This is a genomic window from Winslowiella arboricola (assembly GCF_025527015.1).
GTDB lineage: Bacteria > Pseudomonadota > Gammaproteobacteria > Enterobacterales > Enterobacteriaceae > Erwinia > Erwinia arboricola.
In genome coordinates this window covers 95730-112462 of the sequence record NZ_JAODIM010000041.1, presented here as the reverse complement: position 1 = coordinate 112462, position 16733 = coordinate 95730, and the positions used below count along the sequence as shown (strand labels likewise).

The window sequence follows — 16733 nt, the reverse complement described above, 5'->3', positions numbered from 1 at the left end:
GTCTGTCCTGATAAAATTGAGTGATGAGTAAACAGGGCGGATAATAACCATAAATCTGTTGCGTCAGCGAGAAAACTCTTGCTGATTAAGAAAAACTCATTTTATAAAAAAATTGTTATCGGGGGGAGGAGATTTTCTGACCAGTCAGATTTAATTGCGCAGGCTTTGCCGTTAAGATTTATCTCGTGAATTAACGATATTTTACCTGTAAATTTTCCGGGGACGAAGATGAGAGCGGGATTTAAAAAAATTAATGCTTTTCTTACCGTTGTCGATACCGGCAGTTTTGAAGAAGCGGCACGGCAACTCTATATTACACCTTCAGCTGTATCATTGCGTTTAAGCTCACTGGAAGATGAGATGGGCGAGAAACTGGTGGTGCGTCGCCGCCCCTGCATTCCAACCGCGAAAGGCAAAATATTCTATCAGCACGCCCTTGAGCTGCAGAATGTGAAAACCCAGTTAGAGCGCGCTTTTGCGCAATAATTACTCAGATATTACCCGCTGCACCGCACCGGCAGCGGTGCGGCTGGATCCTCTTCCACTTTAAACTGCCAGTCGGCATAGCTGGCCGCCTGTTTAAAACGGCTATACGGTTCACTGAAACCCTGCTGTTTAAGTGGTCTGCCGCTGCCTTTACTGTAAACCCCGATCCAGCGTTGCTGTTCATCATAGATCATCCCCCATTCACGCTGCTGGCTAAACGGATCGGGATAGATCTGTCGCAGCAGGTGCTGCACCTGGTTACCGCGCGTATCACTGATCAACTGCCGGAAAGCGGTCGGAAAGCATTTATTGCCCGCCGGGTTTTCCCGATACTGGCGGATTGCCTGACGAATCTGATCGCCAGCGAACAGCAGCTGCTCTTCGCGCTCCTGCCGCCACTGGGTCTGACGGTGGTCATAACTACGCAGCAGCAGCAGCGACAGCACACTTAACCACGCCAGTAGCAGCAGGTAGCTGAAGCCCGCCTGGCGATTACCAGTCGGCATAGGGCACTCCATCCAGCGATGTCTGCGGCGAACCACTGCGAATATCAATAATCTGCCCATGCTCGTCCTGGCGGCTGACCCAGCTATTGTACTTATCCGTCAGCGGATCGAGCGGCAACTGACGCAGATAGCCTTTTTCCACCAGTTCCTGCAACCGCGCCGGGCCCTCAATATGGTCGTGGCGATAGTGATCAAGCGAAACCCGCAACGTATTCAGATTGTGTTTTAGCACCACCTCTTTGGCGCGCTCGGTTTGCTGGAAATAGCGCGGCGCCACCATTGTCACCAGCGTGGCGATAATCGCCATTACCACCAGCAGCTCAATCAGGGTAAAGCCTTTTTCACCATTGCGCATAAGGCACCCCGTTTAATCCGCGGGCTTCGCTAAACGAGGCCACATCATAGATATCCCCTTTGCGGGTAAAATTACCCGGTTCACTATTACTGCTGCGGATGCGCCAGCTCTCATGGTCGGCTTTGCCGGCGCAATCACACATCGGATCGCGCGGAATACGCCGCAGAAAATAGATTTTGCGCTGATTCGGCGAGGTTTTATCCACCACCCCGTCGGTCAGCGCCTGTAACGTTGGCGGATAGCCGGATTCATCGCTGCGCTTCTCAATCAGCCCCTGCTGGCTGGCGTGCTGATAGCGATCCAGCGCCTGGCGGATCTGACGCAGCGCCTGTTGCAGCTGCTCCTCTTTATTGCGCTGTGCCTGTTTCTCAATTAGCGGCAGCGAGGCCGCCGCCAGCGAAGCCAGCAGGCTGAGCGTCACCATCATCTCCACCAGGGTAAAACCCTGTTGCCGCCGCTGACTCATGGCGCGCTTCTTGCGGCATTATCATGGGCCGGATTGGGTGACGGCAGTTCACCACGCTGCTGCGGGAAGTGCGCTGGTGGCGCCAGCGGTGGCGCCACTGCGGCTTCTTTGCCGACCTGGATGCGGCCCGCTGCGCGCAAACGCATATCCTGATCGCCAGGCAGATCTTCGGTCCCTACAGCGATCGCATTGATATGAGATCCCGGCAGATCGATGCTGCGGGCAATACGCGGTGTGATCAGTAACACCACTTCGGTGCGCTTCTTCTCTTTGTCCGAGGTGCTGAACAGTGATCCGATTAAGGGCAGATTGCTGAGTCCTGGTATGCCGCTTTTGTCATTTTTCTGGTTCATGCTGATCAATCCGGCCAGCATCTGGGTTTCGCCATCGAGGCTACTGAGGATGGTTTTCGCCATCCGGTTGTTGGTGCTGTAATATTTCAGGCCATCCTTGCTCTCCTGTGCGAGGCCAAGACTGCTGAGGCTGAACTCCACATCCATGCTGATCTCACCGTCGAGACTGATCTCTGGCGTCACCTGCAACTTCAGGCCAACGTCCTGATACTCCACCTTCTGATTGGTCACGCCGTCATTGGTGGTATTGGTTAATACCGGTAGTTTTTCGCCAATTTCGATCAGCGCCTGCTTGCTGTTTTTCACATGAATGCGTGGATTGGCCAGCACTTTGGCATGACTGCGGATTTTACTGATATCGAGTTTAAGTCCGCGACTGCTGCCAAGGTTGATAAACATATTGTCGCGACCAAAAGCATTCAGCGGGATATTGCTGGATGCGTCGGCGCCGCCGTTAAAGCCAATACCGATCTCACCCGGATAACGAATACCCAGTTTGGTGGCGTCATTGCTGTTGATCTCCAGCACTTCCACTTCCAGCGTGACTTCCGCTTCCGGGCGATCCAGCGTCATCAGCAGGCGTTCAATCATCTCGATACTTTCACGCGGACTGCGCACTGTCAGTGAGTTAGTACGTTCGTCGACGTGAATATCTTTTATCTTCATCAGGTTACGCAGCGCCACGTTGACATCTTTCGCTTTGGCGTAACCGAGGAAAAAGGTTTTCACCATAATGTCGCGGTAGATTTTCTCTTTGTTCTGGCTGGCCGGATAGATCAGCAGGGTGTTGCCATTCAGCACCTTTTTCCGCAGCTGATTGGAGATCAACAGCAAGTTGATCGCGTCTTCCGCCGTGGTTTTGTTGGCAATAATGCTGGTGGAGATATTACGTGACACATCGTTATCAAAGATAAAATTCACGCCGGTGATCTTCGAAATGGTATTGAAGATCTCCATCAGATTATGCGAGCGGAAATTGAGTGATACCGGCTTTTGCAGCTCAGCGCTCATCCGCTGCGATGGCTGGGTGCTGGACGACAGCTGGCGCAGCAGATGATCGCGCAGCGCGGTGGCCTGCGGCCAGCCCGGCTCCTCTTCCAGCACTTTCTGGATTTTTTCCAGCGCCGCCTGCGGGTTGTTAGCTGCCAGCTTGCTGGCCTGCTGATACATCATATCCAGTGAACGCCAGGCATTGATGCGACGCAGCCCCTGCTGGGCGCGCATATTGCCCGGCTGATATTGCAGAGCGGTGCGCCACAGACGTGCCGCGTCCTGATGGTTATTCTGTGCGACGGCGCGTTCCGCTTGTTTCAGGTACAGGTCTACCAGCTGGCTGCTCTCCAGCTGTTCACGGCTTTTCAGTGTCAGATCCTGCGGGTCGGCCAGACGCTGTTGTTTCAGCTTATCCAGCGAGTGGATAAGCTGCTGTTGATGATCTTGCGGCTGCTCGTCAGAGCCAGGTGACTGCTGATTAGCACAGCCTGCCAGCAGCAAAGCGGCGATTAATACAGACAGCTTTTTTTTAGTAAACATAGTCAATATCGTTAGAATTTAGGTTTTGATGTCATATCGCCCAGCGACAGGCGCTGGTCGTTTTCCAGTGGCAGCCAGCGGAAAACCAGATGGTCAGGTTCGATCGCTTTTAACTGCCAGTTCTCATTTAATTTTTCGCCGCTGCGGATACTGTCGGCGATCCTGCACTGATTGCACACGATCCAGCTTTGCTTGCCATCACTCAGCACCAGATAGCGCTGGTTATGGTTCCACCAGGCGCCCACCAGCTTAAACGGCAGACTGGGCGCTTTTGGCGCCGCCGCCGGTTTTGGCGGTGGCGGTGGTGGCGATGGGGCAACCTGCGGTCCCTGAAAGGGAAACAGATTGCTTTCGCTATGGCCGAACGCCGCCGTGACTAAGGAGTCGGTGTTGTGACTGGTAATGCTGGCCGCTGGCTGTTGCTGCGGCAGCAGATCCTGCTGTACGGGCGTCTCATAGGGCTCGCTAAACTGACTCCACAGCACCAGTGCGCCGGTTACACCGAGCGCCAGCTGTAAGTAACGCGGCAGTTTCATGGTGCTTCTCCCGCCAGCGTGACGCGCAGCGACATGCTTAACTGGGTGGTGGCAGGGGTTGTGCGCGCCATCGCCAGCGACTCAAATTGCAGTGGCAGGCTGGCTGTCATTTCACGCAGCGCGTTTTGCAAATTCATATATTCGCCCACTAGCGGAATATCGAGCATCAGCTGAACGCGCTGTGCGCTGCTACTGTCGGTCAGTTGCTGGTAACGGCTCTCCCTGGCCTGCAAGCCATGCTTTTTCAGGATGGCGAACAGCGCTTTAACCTGCTCATATTCAGTCACGCTCAGCGCGCTCTCCGCCGTCTCCTGCTCCGGTGAGATAATCGGCAACGGTACCGCCAGCTGCTGGTGAATCGCCTGCTGACGCTGACTATCAGCAACCAGCGCCGGTCGCAGCTGAGCGCAAAGGTAAAACAGCAGCGTCAGCCACAGCGCGGCAATCAGCAGCGGCAGAGGGCCAAGCAGCTCATAGCACTGACTGGCATACCAGCGCAGACGGGGTTGCCACTCATTCAGCGAGGACAAAATGCCTGAATTAAGGTGCATCGGCGTACTCCAGATTTAACGTGGCGCGAATCTTCCATGTTTCGGGCATAGTCGTTTCCGTTTGATGACTTTCCAGACCGACCCTGGCCGGAAGCCGTTGTAAGCGTGAGACAAAGTCCAGCAATGCATCCAGCGAGCGGCTTAGCACCTCAATGCGCATCCGTTGCTGGCGGGCATCTTTTTCCAGCGACAGCAGGGCAATATCGTCGTGCAGCGCAGGGGCGATCAGCGCCAGCCCATTTAGCTGCGAGGATTCCAGCTGCTGCGGTGCTTTGTCGAAAGCGCGTTGTTTAACGCTAATCGCTTCCGCTGCCTGGCGGTGGGCCTGTAACAGCTTCATCTCCTGCGTCAGCACCTGTGTCAGCTGCTGGTGCTGTTGCCGGGTGATAGCGATCGTCACCAGCGTCGGTGCAATCAGTACCACCAGCAGGGTGAGGCTTATCGTCAGCCGCCCGCGCGTGATAAATTGATGACGATTGATCATGGTGGCGTTTCTCCTGCGGCACGCCGGCCAGGCGGCGTGTCCGGCAGACAATGCAATACATAGCGTTGCAGCGTCGGCAGATTCGCCAGGCGGTTAGCGGTTTCCAGTTGTTGTCTTAATTCGCTGTGTGGCAGATGCAGACTAAATACGCTGTGCCACTGCTGCTGGAAGCGGCAGGCAAAGCTGCTTTGCTGCGGGCCAATACAGGCGAACAGCGCGTTTTCCGGCAGCTGGCGGCCAAAACTGCTCAGCATATTGCTGAATGGCGTGCTGCAACTGTGTAGCCGCAGGCGCTGATCCTTTGCTACTTGTTGCAGCTCGCCCAGCAGTGTCTGGGGCAACAGCGCGGCAAAGGCGTTGCCGCCATAGCCACTGTGCAAAAAGCTCACCGCCATCGGCTGCTGTTCATCCTGCTGCTGCGCCAGTAACAGCGCGGCATACTGGCGCAGTTCCGCCGGTCGCGTGATGCCGTTGCTCCATGGCACCAGCAAATAGCTGAGGTGGGGCGTATCGACCACAAACTCCAGCGTGTCGCGCCAGCGCGGCGCGGGCGGCAGATTAGCGAACAACTGCGCCAGCTGATCCGTCAGCGGCAGCTGCGGCTGCCAGCTGCACTGATATTGCAGCCGGTTATTGAGCCACAGCTGCAGATGCTGCTGTTGCAGGCGGCAACACCAGCGCTTAATTGAGGGAAATAACACGTTTCACCTCCTGCAAACTGGTCAGCCCTTTGCTGGCCGCGTTAATGGCGATCTGCTGCAATGGCATAAAGCCTTCCGCCAGCGCGACTTCACGTAGCTGGCGCAGCGGCGCGCGCGCCAGCAGCGCCTCTTTCATGGCGTCGCTGAAATGCAGTACTTCCGCCAGCGCCAGTCGTCCGTGATAGCCGCTGTGACGGCAGTGATGACAACCCGCGCCCCGGCTCCAGCTGGCCGCGCTCAGCAGTTGCCGATCAAGCTGCCAGTCGGCAATCTCTTCCGCTGTCGGCTGATAAGCCTGCTGACACTGCGGGCAGATCTGGCGCACCAGACGCTGGGCGACAACCCCGTTAAGCGCAGTGATCAGACTCGCTGGTTCTACCTGCATATAGAGAAAACGTTCCAGCACGCTGAACACGCTGTTGGCATGCACCGATGAGAGCACAACGTGTCCGGTCAGCGCGGCCTGCACCGCAATACCGGCGGTCTCACCGTCACGAATTTCTCCCACCAGAATGATATCGGGGTCGTGACGCAGGATGGCGCGCAGGCCACGGGCAAAGCTCAACCCTTTCTTATCGTTGACCGGGATTTGCAGTACGCCTTCCAGCTGATACTCCACCGGGTCTTCAATGGTGATGATCTTGCTTTCACCACTGTTCAGCTCGCTGAGCGCGGAGTAGAGGGTGGTGGATTTACCGCTACCGGTTGGCCCGGTTACCAGCACCATGCCGTGGGGAATCTGTGTCAGCTTGCGTATCGCCTGCAGCGTCGGCACATCAAAGCCGAGTGTTTCCAGCCGCAGCTTTTTATCATGGGATTTATCCAGCACGCGCAGTACTGCATCCTCACCGTGGATGCTGGGCATAATCGAGACGCGGAAATCGACATCGCGCTGCTGAATATGCGCTTTAAAACGGCCATCCTGCGGGACACGACGCTCAGAGATATCCATGCTGCCAAGCACCTTCAGACGCGAGATAATCTGCTCAGCATTCTGCCAGCCGTTGCAGCGCGTAATATTGTGCAGCACACCATCAATGCGGTATTTCACCACCAGGCCATCAGGCACGCTCTCCAGATGAATATCGCTGGCGCGGCTTTGCAGGGCGTCGTACAGCGTGGAGTCGACCAGCCTGATCACCGAGCTTTGCTCCTGATCGATGGTGACCAGCGAGATCTCCAGCGTTGTCTCTTCGCCCTGGCTGGCGAAATCCTGATGATCGATCTGCTCCATGGTGCGCTGCTGACGCGACAGATTATCCAGCTGATCATTGACCCAGCCCGGACGACAGAGCGCCAGACGCTCGGTGTGGCGCTGCGCCCACTGGCGCAGTGGCAGGCTGAAGGGATCGGCCAGCAGCAACCACTCTTTACCGCCCAGCAGGATCGGCAACAGGCGGCGCGCCAGCGCCTGCGGCAGGCTGATACGGCTAAAGTCCAGTTCCGCCGCCGCGAGCTGATCTTCCTGCAGCGGCCAGAGGCCCAGTTCAGTAGCCAGTGACTCCAGCTGCTGCGGCTTTGCGGCCAGCAGCTGCTCCAGCCAGGCAGCACGCTGTTCCGCTGCCAGGCTCTGCCATGCAGAATCTGGCATTTCGCGATGATCGTGAGTCATCAGGCTAACCCTCCCGCCATTTCAAAAATGGGCATATAAAGCAGAAACACCACCAGCCCAACCAGGCCGCCGACGATCAGCATCAGCAACGGTTCAAACACTTTGCTGAAGGTCTCAATCGCGCGTTCCAGGCTCTCGTCATAAAAAGCGGCGATGCGCTCGCACATGGCTGGCAGTTCGCCTCCGCGTTCGCCTACTACCAGCAGACGGCTGGCGACCGGTGTGGTCAGCCCTTGCGCGGTCAGGCAGTGTGATAACGCTTTACCCGCTTGCACTTCCGCCAGAATCTGGCGCAGCCGTGGCTGATAAGTGGCTGGTAACAGGCAGCCGGTCAGCTGCAACGCCTCAACCGCGGCCATGCCTCCCTGCAACAGCAGGCCGAGGGTGCGATAGAAACGCACCAGGATCGCCAGCTGATACTGTTGTTTCAGTTGCGGGATGCACAGCAGCTGTTTAAAACCCGCCTGACGCAGTGCTTTATTGCGCAGCGCGGCAATAATCAGGGCGATCGCACCGGCAGTCAGCAACAGCAGCAGCGGGCCGGAGCTGCTGGTCAGTTCGCCCCACCAGACAATAAAGCGCGCGCTGGCGTTCAGGTTTTGCATGCCGTTAAACACCACGGCAAAGCGCGGAATAATAAATCCCAGCAGAAAGAACAGAATCAGGCAGCCAACGCCAATCACCACGCTGGGGTAGAGCAGGGTGCTGCGAATGCGTTTACGCAGGGTTTCCATGCGTTTTTCGTAATGCAGGAAACGTCCCAGCGCCACCGGCAACTGGCCCGTCTGTTCCGATGAGGCGACGGTGCTGACCAGCAGCGGCGGAAACAGCGCTGGCTGGGCAGCGAGCGCTTGCGACAGCTGCTGTCCACGATAGAGCTCGCGCAGAATGTCACCCAGTACCCGACGCTGCTCTGCCTCACGGCAGCTTTCATTCAGCGCTTCGATGGCTTCGACAATCACCAGTCCGGCCTCCAGCAGGGCAATCAGCTCCTGAATAAATAGCGTCAGGGGAAACGGGCGCGCGCGGCGCAGCCTGGTTTTGGCCCTCACTTCTAATACCAGCGCATCGCTGGCGACTTGCGCTTTTGCTTGTTCGACGCTGTTGGCACAGACCTGCTGCACGCTGCGGACACCGTTGCGCAATAACGTTATCTGATAATTTTTCATCGCTCTTTATTGCTCAGCCGTGCGGCTCTCGTTTTTCAGCCGCGTATAGTGGGGGTGTACGCGCTGGATATAGCGCTGCCGTAAATGTCCCCGGTCCGCCGCATTACCGGCGTTGTAAGCGCCTACTGCTTCCCAGCTATAGCCATAGCTGCGCATAAAGCCCGCCAGCACCCAGGCGCCAGTCATTACGCTCAGGCAGGGGTTGTCGAGCAACGCGCTTTCAGAGATCTGAAAGTTGCGCAGCAGTGGCAGGTGGCGGCTGTTAATTTGCATCAGGCCAATGTCGTAACTGCCGTCACGGTTCTGATTACGTGCTGAACTCTGCAGGTTGGACTCAACGATGGCGATGGCCTGCAACAGCTCCGGCTCGATACCATAGCGTTGGCCAGCCTGTTGCCAGCAGGTCGCCTGTACCGGTAGCTGAATAAGACCCAGCAACAGAAAACAGAGAAATGCACGCACGATCAGAATCCGTAACTCACCGGCTGGTCGCCATTGCCGGTCGCCAGCAGCTCGACTTCATACACCGTATTTTTATTACGCGTCGGGTTATGCCACTGGAACGGGTTGCCCCAGGGATCAGCAGGCACAGCTTTACTCAGGTACGGACCGCGCCAGCTTTTGACGCCATTCGGGCGTTCATTCAGCGCTTTTAGCCCCTGTGCTTCGCTGGGATACTGGCCAACATCAAGACGATACTGACCCAGGGCCTCAGACAGGATTTTCATCTGACTGATAGCGGTTTTCTCTTTTGCCTGGTCCACCTGAGAAAACAGGCGCGGGCCGACAAATCCGGCCAGCAGCGCAATAATCATTAATACCACCAGCAGTTCGAGCAGCGTAAAACCCTGCTGATGACGGTTACGGGGTAATAAGGTCTTTTTCATGATGTTCTCACGGTTATTTCACGACAGCGGTTGGGTAATTGATATGAATATTCTTAAATAACCCCTGAGCAATAAACAGGCTATTGCTCTATGGTTAATTAAGAATTAATGCCAGGCGATCGGGAATTTTCTATATTTAGCACAGGCGGGAATTTATGATGGTATGGCGGGTTATTATCTGACGTGCAATATCTGATAGCCGTAATATATATACTGAGAATATCCTGAACCAGGGTTAAATGAGAGTGTAAATGGAGATGATATGGGCTGCGTTAGCAGGCGCAGTGATTGGCAGTTTCCTTAATGTGGTGATTTACCGCCTGCCGCTCATTATGGCGGGTGAAGCATGTACGTTAAGTTTCCCCGCCTCACACTGCCCCAGCTGTAAGGCGCCAGTGCGCTGGCGCCACAATCTGCCGCTGCTTGGCTGGTTGTTGTTGCGGGGGCATTGTGCCGATTGTCATCAACCTGTCAGCTGGCGCTACCCGCTGGTGGAAGCCGTGATGGCACTGTTGTTTATGCTGGTGGTTTTTCGCTACGGGATGACATGGCAGAGCGGGTTTAATCTTGCGGCGATTTGTCTGCTGCTAGCCCTGGCGGTGATTGACTGGCGCACCATGCTGCTGCCGGATCGTCTGGTATTGCCGCTGTGGGCGCTGGGGATGACAGCGGCGTTGCTGAAGATTAATGCGGTCAGCTGGCGCGATGCGCTCATCGCTTCGCTTATCGGTTTTGCTCTGCCGTGGCTGCTGGATCGTCTGCATTATCTGCTGCGTGGCACCGCCGGAATGGGGATGGGCGATATGAAGCTGTTTGCCGCGCTGGGCGCCTGCTTTGGTGTGGAAACCCTCTGCCATATTATGTTGTTTGCTCCTCTGCTGGCGCTGTTTAGCGCAGTGCTGTTGCTGCGGGTAAAAGCGGGCGAGGCTTTTGCTTTTGGTCCTTATCCGGTGATAGTGGCGATATTCTTCCTGATAGTTGATCCTCGCTATTATCACTTTTAATTATTGCCGGGAATATTCTCAACCATAGCGGGAAGCTGCTGCTGGTTTTTATCGGACAAAGAAAATAGTTTCCTGCGAATAATGATTTTTGTTAATGCGAAATATTACCTGTGAAAAAGCAACTTAAAATAAACCTGATAACGGCATCACTATTGTTGGTGGGCACCCTGAGCAGTGCGATGCTGAGTGCTGCTACATTTGATACGGCGGATAGTTTCCCGGATATCAGTAATAAAAAGATTATGGTGGGCTACTGGCATAACTGGGCGAGTCAATCCGATGGTTTTCAGCAGGGGACTGCCGCCAATATCGATCTGACTGAGATTCCGGCAGAATATAATGTGATTACCGTGGCCTTTATGACCGGCAGCGGCATTCCGACGTTTCAGCCTTATAATATGAGCGATGCCGGGTTTCGTCAGAAAGTGGCCACGCTTAACGGCGAAGGACGCCCGGTATTGATTTCACTGGGAGGCGCGGATGCCCATATTGAGCTGGCGCCCGATGACGGGCAAAAGTTTGCCAGTGAAATTATTCACCTGGCAGACACTTACGGTTTTGACGGCCTGGATATCCATCTGGCAGGCAGTGCGATTGCCGCTGGCGCCAATCAGACGGAAATCCCTGCTGCGCTGAAACGGGTTAAAGCGCAATACCCCAAATTTATTATTAGTCTGTCGCCTGAGTTTCCTGATCTGCGCGATAAAGGCGGCGCATGGAAAAAATTGATCGAAAATCTTGAGGGCTACTACGACTTTATCTCTCCACAGTTTTACAACCAGAACGACGATGGCGTGGAGGGAGAAAATGGCTGGTATGCGCAAAATGATGACAGCAAAAAAGCGGAATTTTTATATACCCTGACCGATTCACTGGTACACGGCACGCATGGTTATCTCTCTGTTCCGGCAGACAAACTTGTTATAGGTCTGCCCAGCAACGAGGATGCTGCTGCTAATGGTTATGTCAAAAATGAAGCTGATGTGCGTAGCGCCTGGGAGCGTCTGGCGGCCCAGGGAACGGCAGTCCGGGGGCTGATGGCCTGGTCGGTTAACTGGGATGCTGGCTATAACAAAAGTGGTAATGCGTATGGCAACGCGTTTATTGAGCGTTTTGCTCAGCTGATTAACGAAGATCTGCCAGGCGCCCCGGATCATGAAGCTCCCGGCCAGCCTGCCAAGCCAGACCTCACCGTGTCAGAGGGGCGGGTGATGCTGTCCTGGCTGCCTGCCAGCGATAATGTTGGGGTGTCACACTACAGTATCTGGCGTAACGGCGCTGAGATTGCCCAGTCGCTGCTGCCGGAGTGGATCGACACGGAGGTAAGCGCCGGCAATCACTATGAGTACCATATTGTGGTGGCAGATAAAGCGGGAAATCTCTCCATGCCTGGGGAGTCCTCTTCAATCCTCGTTGAGGAGGAAGCGCTGGCAGAAGGGAGTGAGAAGCCAGCTACCCCCTCAGAACTGGTCGCTTCTGAGGTGGGTAGCGATCGACTGACGCTGAGCTGGCATGCCGCCGCCACGGATAATATGGCAGTAAAACACTTCCGAATTTATCGCAACGGGGAGTTTATCAGCGAAGCGGCGGAGACCCGCTATACCGATAGCGGACTGGTGGCAGGAAGCATTTATGAATATCAGGTGGCGGCAGTGGGGGCAGCGGAGATGTTCTCGGATAAGAGTCAGCCGCTGATAGTGAAAACCGCTACTGCCATCACCTCGGCATCAGGCAATCCGCAGTAAAGTCAGTCAGGGTGACCGCGACAGCGGTCACTCTTCATTGGCGCGTACGCGATTAGAAGGCTGGACAAACAGCGAGCGATCTTCCCAGCGCAGCAGCGTCAGGGTGCCGCCCCAGCAACATCCGGTATCCAGTCCAATAATCCCTTCCGGCGTGCCGCGTCCTTCCAGTGAGGCCCAGTGGCCAAAGACAATGGTGTAGTCGCGGGCGACAGGACCGGGAATGGCGAACCAGGGTTTAAGCGGCGGCGGGGCTGATTCCGGTGACTCTTTGGCAATCATATCCAGCTGGCCGTTAGGGAAGCAGAAACGCATGCGCGTCAGCGCGTTGGTACTGAAACGCAGACGGGATAGTCCGCTCAGTTCCGGCGTCCAGTTATTCGGCATATCGCCATACATCGCATTAAGAAACAACGGATAGCTGTCGCTGGACAGCACTGCTTCAACTTCGCGCGCGCACATTTTCGCCGTGGCGATATCCCATTGCGGCGTGATGCCGGCGTGGGCCATCACCAGCTTCTTTTCTTCATCAACCTGTAACAGCGGCTGACGGCGTAGCCAGTTAATCAGCTCGTCAGCATCAGGAGCAGTCAGCAGTGGGGTAATGCGATCTTTGGGTTTGTTACGGCTGATACCGGCGTAGACCGCCAGCAAATGCAGATCGTGATTGCCCAGCACCAGGCGTACGCAGTCGCCGAGTGAACGCACAAAGCGCAGCACCTCCAGCGAGCCGGGGCCACGGGCAACCAGATCGCCAGTCAGCCACAGGGTATCTTTCTCTGGATTAAAGGCGACCTGCGCCAGCAATGATTGCAACTCATCATAGCAACCATGAATGTCGCCAATAAGGTATGTACTCATTACGTTTTTTTCTTAGTGAATATGGGTCGGGATGGCAAGGCGGAACACCGGAATATCAACATGAAAGGTTTCCCCTTGTTGATCAACCATCACGTAGTGACCTTGCATGGTGCCCATCGGCGTTTCGAGGATCGCCCCACTGGTATACTGGAATTCGTTGCCAGGCTCGATCAGTGGCTGTTCGCCAACCACACCTTCGCCCTGGACTTCAGTTTCCCGACCGTTACCGTTGGTAATCAACCAGTAACGGCCAAGAAGCTGCACAGGATTGCGCCCCAGATTGCGAATGGTAATGGTATAGGCAAAAACATAGCGATCGTCATGAGGTGCGGATTGCGACTCAATATAGACACTCTGCACCTGTACACATACTCGGGGCGAATCAATCATGCGTTTAGCTCTCCTGCGACTCAGGATGCGCAGTTAACCAGTTAGCTAACTGGCAATATTGTGCGACAGAGATGTTTTCTGCGCGCAGTGTATTGTCGATGCCCAGCTCGGCCAGCGTCTCCAGCGAGAAAATATGGCCCAGGCTGTTACGCAGCGTCTTTCTGCGCTTGCCAAAGGCTTCAGTGGTGATGCGACTCAGGGTGCGAATCTCATCCACCGGGTTCTGCATCTTAGCATGCGGCACCAGGCGCACCACGGCTGAATCCACTTTAGGCGCAGGTGTAAACGATTCTGGCGGCACTTCCAGCACCGGAATGATATTACAGTAATACTGCGCCATCACGCTCAGACGACCATAAGCTTTGCTGCCCGGGCCTGCCACCAGACGGTTAACCACCTCTTTTTGCAGCATAAAGTGCATATCTTTGATGGCACTAGTATAGCTGAAAAGATGGAACATCAGTGGCGTCGAGATATTGTACGGCAGATTGCCAAACACGCGCAGCGACTGACCTTTCTGCTCGGCCAGCTCGGCAAAGTTAAAGGTCATCGCATCCTGCTGAAAAATGGTCAGCTTCGGGCCAAGGAACGGATGCGTTTGCAAACGTGCCGCCAGATCGCGGTCAAGCTCAATGACGGTCAGGGCATCGAGTCGTTCACCTACCGGTTCGGTCAGGGCGCCAAGGCCGGGACCGATCTCCACCAGCGCCTCGCCGGGCTGAGGATGGATAGCGGAAACAATGCTTTCGATGATGTACTGGTCGTTGAGGAAGTTCTGTCCAAAACGTTTGCGGGCAAAATGGCCCTGGTGGACGCGATTATTCATTACTGCTCTTGATCATGGTAATGGCGAGATTAAGCGCCGTGATAAAGCTGCCCGCATCGGCTGTTCCCTGTCCCGCCAGTTCAAGCGCGGTGCCGTGGTCAACAGACGTACGGATAAATGGCAGGCCGAGGGTGATATTCACCGCGCGGCCAAATCCCTGATATTTTAGCACCGGAAGCCCCTGATCGTGATACATCGCCAGCACCGCATCGGCATGTTGCAGATATTTGGGCTGGAACAAGGTATCGGCCGGCAATGGGCCGGTCAGCTGAATCCCTTGCAGGCGTAGCTCGTTCAGGGCCGGGATAATGGTATCAATTTCTTCACGGCCCATATGGCCGCTTTCGCCCGCATGCGGATTAAGGCCGCAGACGAAGATATGAGGGGTGGCAAGGCCAAACCTGGTTTGCAGTTCGCGATGCAGAATACCAATCACTTCATGCAGGCTGTCACGGGTGATAGCCTCCGCGACATCTTTTAGCGGCAGATGAGTGGTGGCCAGCGCCACGCGCAGTTCTTCCGTCGCCAGCATCATCACCACGCGATCGCATGCTGCACGCTCGGCAAAGAATTCAGTGTGACCGGTAAACGGGATGCCCGCATCGTTGATCACCCCTTTATGCACCGGTCCGGTAATCAGCGCGGCAAACTCGCCGTTCAGACAGCCGTCACAGGCGCGCGCCAGGGTTTCCAGCACGTAAGAGCCGTTAGCGACGCAAAGTTCACCGGCTGTCACTGGCTGCGCTGTTGCTATCTCCAGCAGCGTCAGGCTGCCCGCCTGCTGCGGCTGAGCGGCAACGCCGGGCTGATACTCGCGCAGCGTGAGCGGCAGACCGAGTTTCGCCGCGCGCTGGCGCAGCAGTTCGGCGGAGGCGCATACCACCAGTTCAACGGGCCAGTCGCGCTGGGCCAGCTGAACGCAGAGATCGGGACCAATCCCGGCGGGTTCGCCGGGAGTGATCACTACACGCTGATTACTTAGCATTGCTATCCAGAATTTTCACATAAGCACTGGCGCGTTGTTCCTGCATCCAGGTTTGTGCTTCTTCAGCAAACTTACGATTGAACAGCAGACGATAAGCACGCTCTTTCTGCGCCGCATCGGTTTTATCAACCTGGCGGGTATCCAGCAGCTGAATCAGATGCCAGCCGAAAGAGGAGTGGACCGGCTGACTGACCTGGCCTTTATTCAGCTTCAGCAACGCATCACGGAATGCCGGGTCAAACACCTCGGCTGATGTCCAGCCCAGATCGCCGCCCTGATTGGCCGAGCCAGGATCGTCAGAAAGCTGTTTCGCCGCAGTGGCAAAATCAGTTTTTCCGCTCTTGATATCGGCAGCAACCTGCTCCAGCTTCTGGCGTGCCTGCGCATCAGTCAGAATCGGTGACGGTTTCAGCAGAATATGGCGTGAATGCACCTCGGTGACCGAAATATTTTGCGACTCACCGCGCAGATCGTTCACTTTCAGGATATGGAAACCGACGCCGGAACGAATCGGACCGACGATATCGCCTTTTTTCGCCGTGCTCAGCGCCTGCGAGAACAGGGTAGGCAACTCTTCAATTTTACCCCAACCCATATTGCCGCCTTTCAGCGCCTGAGAGTCAGCAGAGTAAGTGACCGCCAGTTTACCGAAGTCAGCGCCGCCTTTGATCTCACCGACCAGCTGTTTTGCCAGGTTTTCCTGCTCATCAACCTGTTGCTGCGTCGGGTTTTCCGGCAGCGGCAGCAGGATATGGCTGAGGTTCAGTTCGGTGCCACGATTGTTCTGGGCGCTAACCTGGGTTGCCAGCGTATCCACTTCCTGCGGCAGGATGGTGACACGACGGCGCACTTCGTTATTACGCACTTCTGCAATCTGCATCTCTTTACGGATCTGCTCGCGGTAGGTGCTGTAATTGACACCGTCATAAGCCAGACGGCTACGCATCTGATCCATCGATATCTTATTCTGCGCCGCAATATTGGCAATCGCCTGATCAAGTTGCTGATCGGTGACCTGCACGCCCATCTGTTTGCCCATCTGCAGCAGGATATTATCCATAATCAGACGTTCAACAATCTGATGGCGCAGGGTACGATCGTCAGGCAGCTGTTGTCCGGCCTGCTGCGCCTGGGCTTTCACCGACTGCATCATGCCATCAACATCACTCTCTAATACCACACCGTTGTTTACGACGGCGGCAACTTTATCAACCACTTGTGGTGCTGCAAACGCGGTATTGGCTGCCAGGGCCACACCAAGAATCAGCGTTCTCCAGTTCTTCATA

The 16733-nt window shown here is 55.5% G+C and carries 20 protein-coding genes; 3 read left to right on the top strand and 17 right to left on the bottom strand.

Annotated features, from left to right (window positions below; genetic code table 11):
• Positions 1-228 precede the first annotated feature (228 nt).
• Positions 229-486, top strand: a complete 258-nt coding sequence (locus N5923_RS12295; RefSeq protein WP_267142105.1) for a LysR family transcriptional regulator — start codon at positions 229-231, stop codon at positions 484-486.
• A gap of 11 nt (positions 487-497) precedes the next feature.
• On the opposite strand, the gene N5923_RS12290 is transcribed toward N5923_RS12295, so the two are convergent.
• From N5923_RS12290 to gspG, 12 genes are read right to left on the bottom strand one after another with little or no spacing between them, the layout of a single operon-like run.
• Positions 498-992 carry a hypothetical protein gene (locus N5923_RS12290; protein WP_267142104.1) on the bottom strand — a complete coding sequence of 165 codons (495 nt, stop codon included), beginning with the start codon at positions 990-992 and terminating at the stop codon, positions 498-500.
• Complete coding sequence (locus tag N5923_RS12285; RefSeq protein ID WP_267142103.1) at positions 979-1347, bottom strand: type II secretion system protein; 369 nt, start codon at positions 1345-1347, stop codon at positions 979-981. The genes N5923_RS12290 and N5923_RS12285 overlap by 14 nt, the downstream gene beginning before the upstream one ends.
• Positions 1334-1813 carry a type II secretion system protein gene (locus N5923_RS12280; protein ID WP_267142102.1) on the bottom strand — a complete coding sequence of 160 codons (480 nt, stop codon included), beginning with the start codon at positions 1811-1813 and terminating at the stop codon, positions 1334-1336. The genes N5923_RS12285 and N5923_RS12280 overlap by 14 nt, the downstream gene beginning before the upstream one ends.
• Positions 1810-3699, bottom strand: coding sequence for a secretin N-terminal domain-containing protein (locus N5923_RS12275; RefSeq protein WP_267142101.1), 1890 nt, complete (start codon positions 3697-3699; stop codon positions 1810-1812). Before N5923_RS12275 ends, N5923_RS12280 begins: the two co-directional genes overlap by 4 nt.
• A gap of 11 nt (positions 3700-3710) precedes the next feature.
• Positions 3711-4235, bottom strand: coding sequence for a hypothetical protein (locus N5923_RS12270; RefSeq protein WP_267142100.1), 525 nt, complete (start codon positions 4233-4235; stop codon positions 3711-3713).
• Positions 4232-4786, bottom strand: a complete 555-nt coding sequence (locus tag N5923_RS12265) for a hypothetical protein (protein ID WP_267142099.1) — start codon at positions 4784-4786, stop codon at positions 4232-4234. Before N5923_RS12265 ends, N5923_RS12270 begins: the two co-directional genes overlap by 4 nt.
• Entirely contained in the window at positions 4776-5270 is a 495-nt protein-coding gene (locus N5923_RS12260) for a hypothetical protein (RefSeq protein WP_267142098.1), read from the bottom strand. Before N5923_RS12260 ends, N5923_RS12265 begins: the two co-directional genes overlap by 11 nt.
• Positions 5267-5971 carry a hypothetical protein gene (locus N5923_RS12255; protein ID WP_267142097.1) on the bottom strand — a complete coding sequence of 235 codons (705 nt, stop codon included), beginning with the start codon at positions 5969-5971 and terminating at the stop codon, positions 5267-5269. The genes N5923_RS12260 and N5923_RS12255 overlap by 4 nt, the downstream gene beginning before the upstream one ends.
• Positions 5952-7583 carry a GspE/PulE family protein gene (locus tag N5923_RS12250; protein WP_267142096.1) on the bottom strand — a complete coding sequence of 544 codons (1632 nt, stop codon included), beginning with the start codon at positions 7581-7583 and terminating at the stop codon, positions 5952-5954. The genes N5923_RS12255 and N5923_RS12250 overlap by 20 nt, the downstream gene beginning before the upstream one ends.
• A complete protein-coding gene (locus tag N5923_RS12245) occupies positions 7583-8752 on the bottom strand; it encodes a type II secretion system F family protein (protein WP_267142095.1) in 1170 nt (389 codons plus the stop codon). The genes N5923_RS12250 and N5923_RS12245 overlap by 1 nt, the downstream gene beginning before the upstream one ends.
• 6 nt (positions 8753-8758) lie before the next feature.
• The gene (locus N5923_RS12240) at positions 8759-9214 is read right to left on the bottom strand and encodes a lytic transglycosylase domain-containing protein (RefSeq protein ID WP_267142094.1); all 456 of its coding nucleotides are present in this window, start codon (positions 9212-9214) and stop codon (positions 8759-8761) included.
• A 2-nt stretch (positions 9215-9216) separates the two neighbouring features.
• Positions 9217-9639, bottom strand: coding sequence for a type II secretion system major pseudopilin GspG (gspG, locus tag N5923_RS12235; RefSeq protein ID WP_267142093.1), 423 nt, complete (start codon positions 9637-9639; stop codon positions 9217-9219).
• A 251-nt stretch (positions 9640-9890) separates the two neighbouring features.
• Between gspG and N5923_RS12230 the strand changes: the two genes are divergently transcribed.
• On the top strand, positions 9891-10643 hold the full coding sequence (locus N5923_RS12230) for a prepilin peptidase (protein WP_267142092.1): 753 nt from the start codon (positions 9891-9893) through the stop codon (positions 10641-10643).
• Between the two features lie 110 nt (positions 10644-10753).
• Positions 10754-12388: a glycosyl hydrolase family 18 protein gene (locus N5923_RS12225; protein ID WP_267142091.1), complete on the top strand. Its 1635-nt coding sequence runs from the start codon at positions 10754-10756 to the stop codon at positions 12386-12388.
• 27 nt (positions 12389-12415) lie between these two features.
• Here the strand turns inward: N5923_RS12225 and apaH are convergent, their stop codons facing one another.
• From apaH to surA, 5 genes are read right to left on the bottom strand one after another with little or no spacing between them, the layout of a single operon-like run.
• Positions 12416-13246 (bottom strand): bis(5'-nucleosyl)-tetraphosphatase (symmetrical) ApaH, encoded by an 831-nt coding sequence (apaH, locus tag N5923_RS12220; protein WP_267142090.1) that lies wholly within the window; start codon positions 13244-13246, stop codon positions 12416-12418.
• A 12-nt stretch (positions 13247-13258) separates the two neighbouring features.
• Positions 13259-13636, bottom strand: a complete 378-nt coding sequence (apaG, locus tag N5923_RS12215) for a Co2+/Mg2+ efflux protein ApaG (protein WP_267142089.1) — start codon at positions 13634-13636, stop codon at positions 13259-13261.
• 4 nt (positions 13637-13640) lie between these two features.
• On the bottom strand, positions 13641-14462 hold the full coding sequence (rsmA, locus tag N5923_RS12210) for a 16S rRNA (adenine(1518)-N(6)/adenine(1519)-N(6))-dimethyltransferase RsmA (protein ID WP_017800498.1): 822 nt from the start codon (positions 14460-14462) through the stop codon (positions 13641-13643).
• Positions 14455-15447, bottom strand: coding sequence for a 4-hydroxythreonine-4-phosphate dehydrogenase PdxA (pdxA, locus tag N5923_RS12205; RefSeq protein WP_267142088.1), 993 nt, complete (start codon positions 15445-15447; stop codon positions 14455-14457). The genes rsmA and pdxA overlap by 8 nt, the downstream gene beginning before the upstream one ends.
• A complete protein-coding gene (surA, locus tag N5923_RS12200; RefSeq protein ID WP_267142087.1) occupies positions 15437-16732 on the bottom strand; it encodes a peptidylprolyl isomerase SurA in 1296 nt (431 codons plus the stop codon). Before surA ends, pdxA begins: the two co-directional genes overlap by 11 nt.
• Position 16733: the final 1 nt, after the last annotated feature.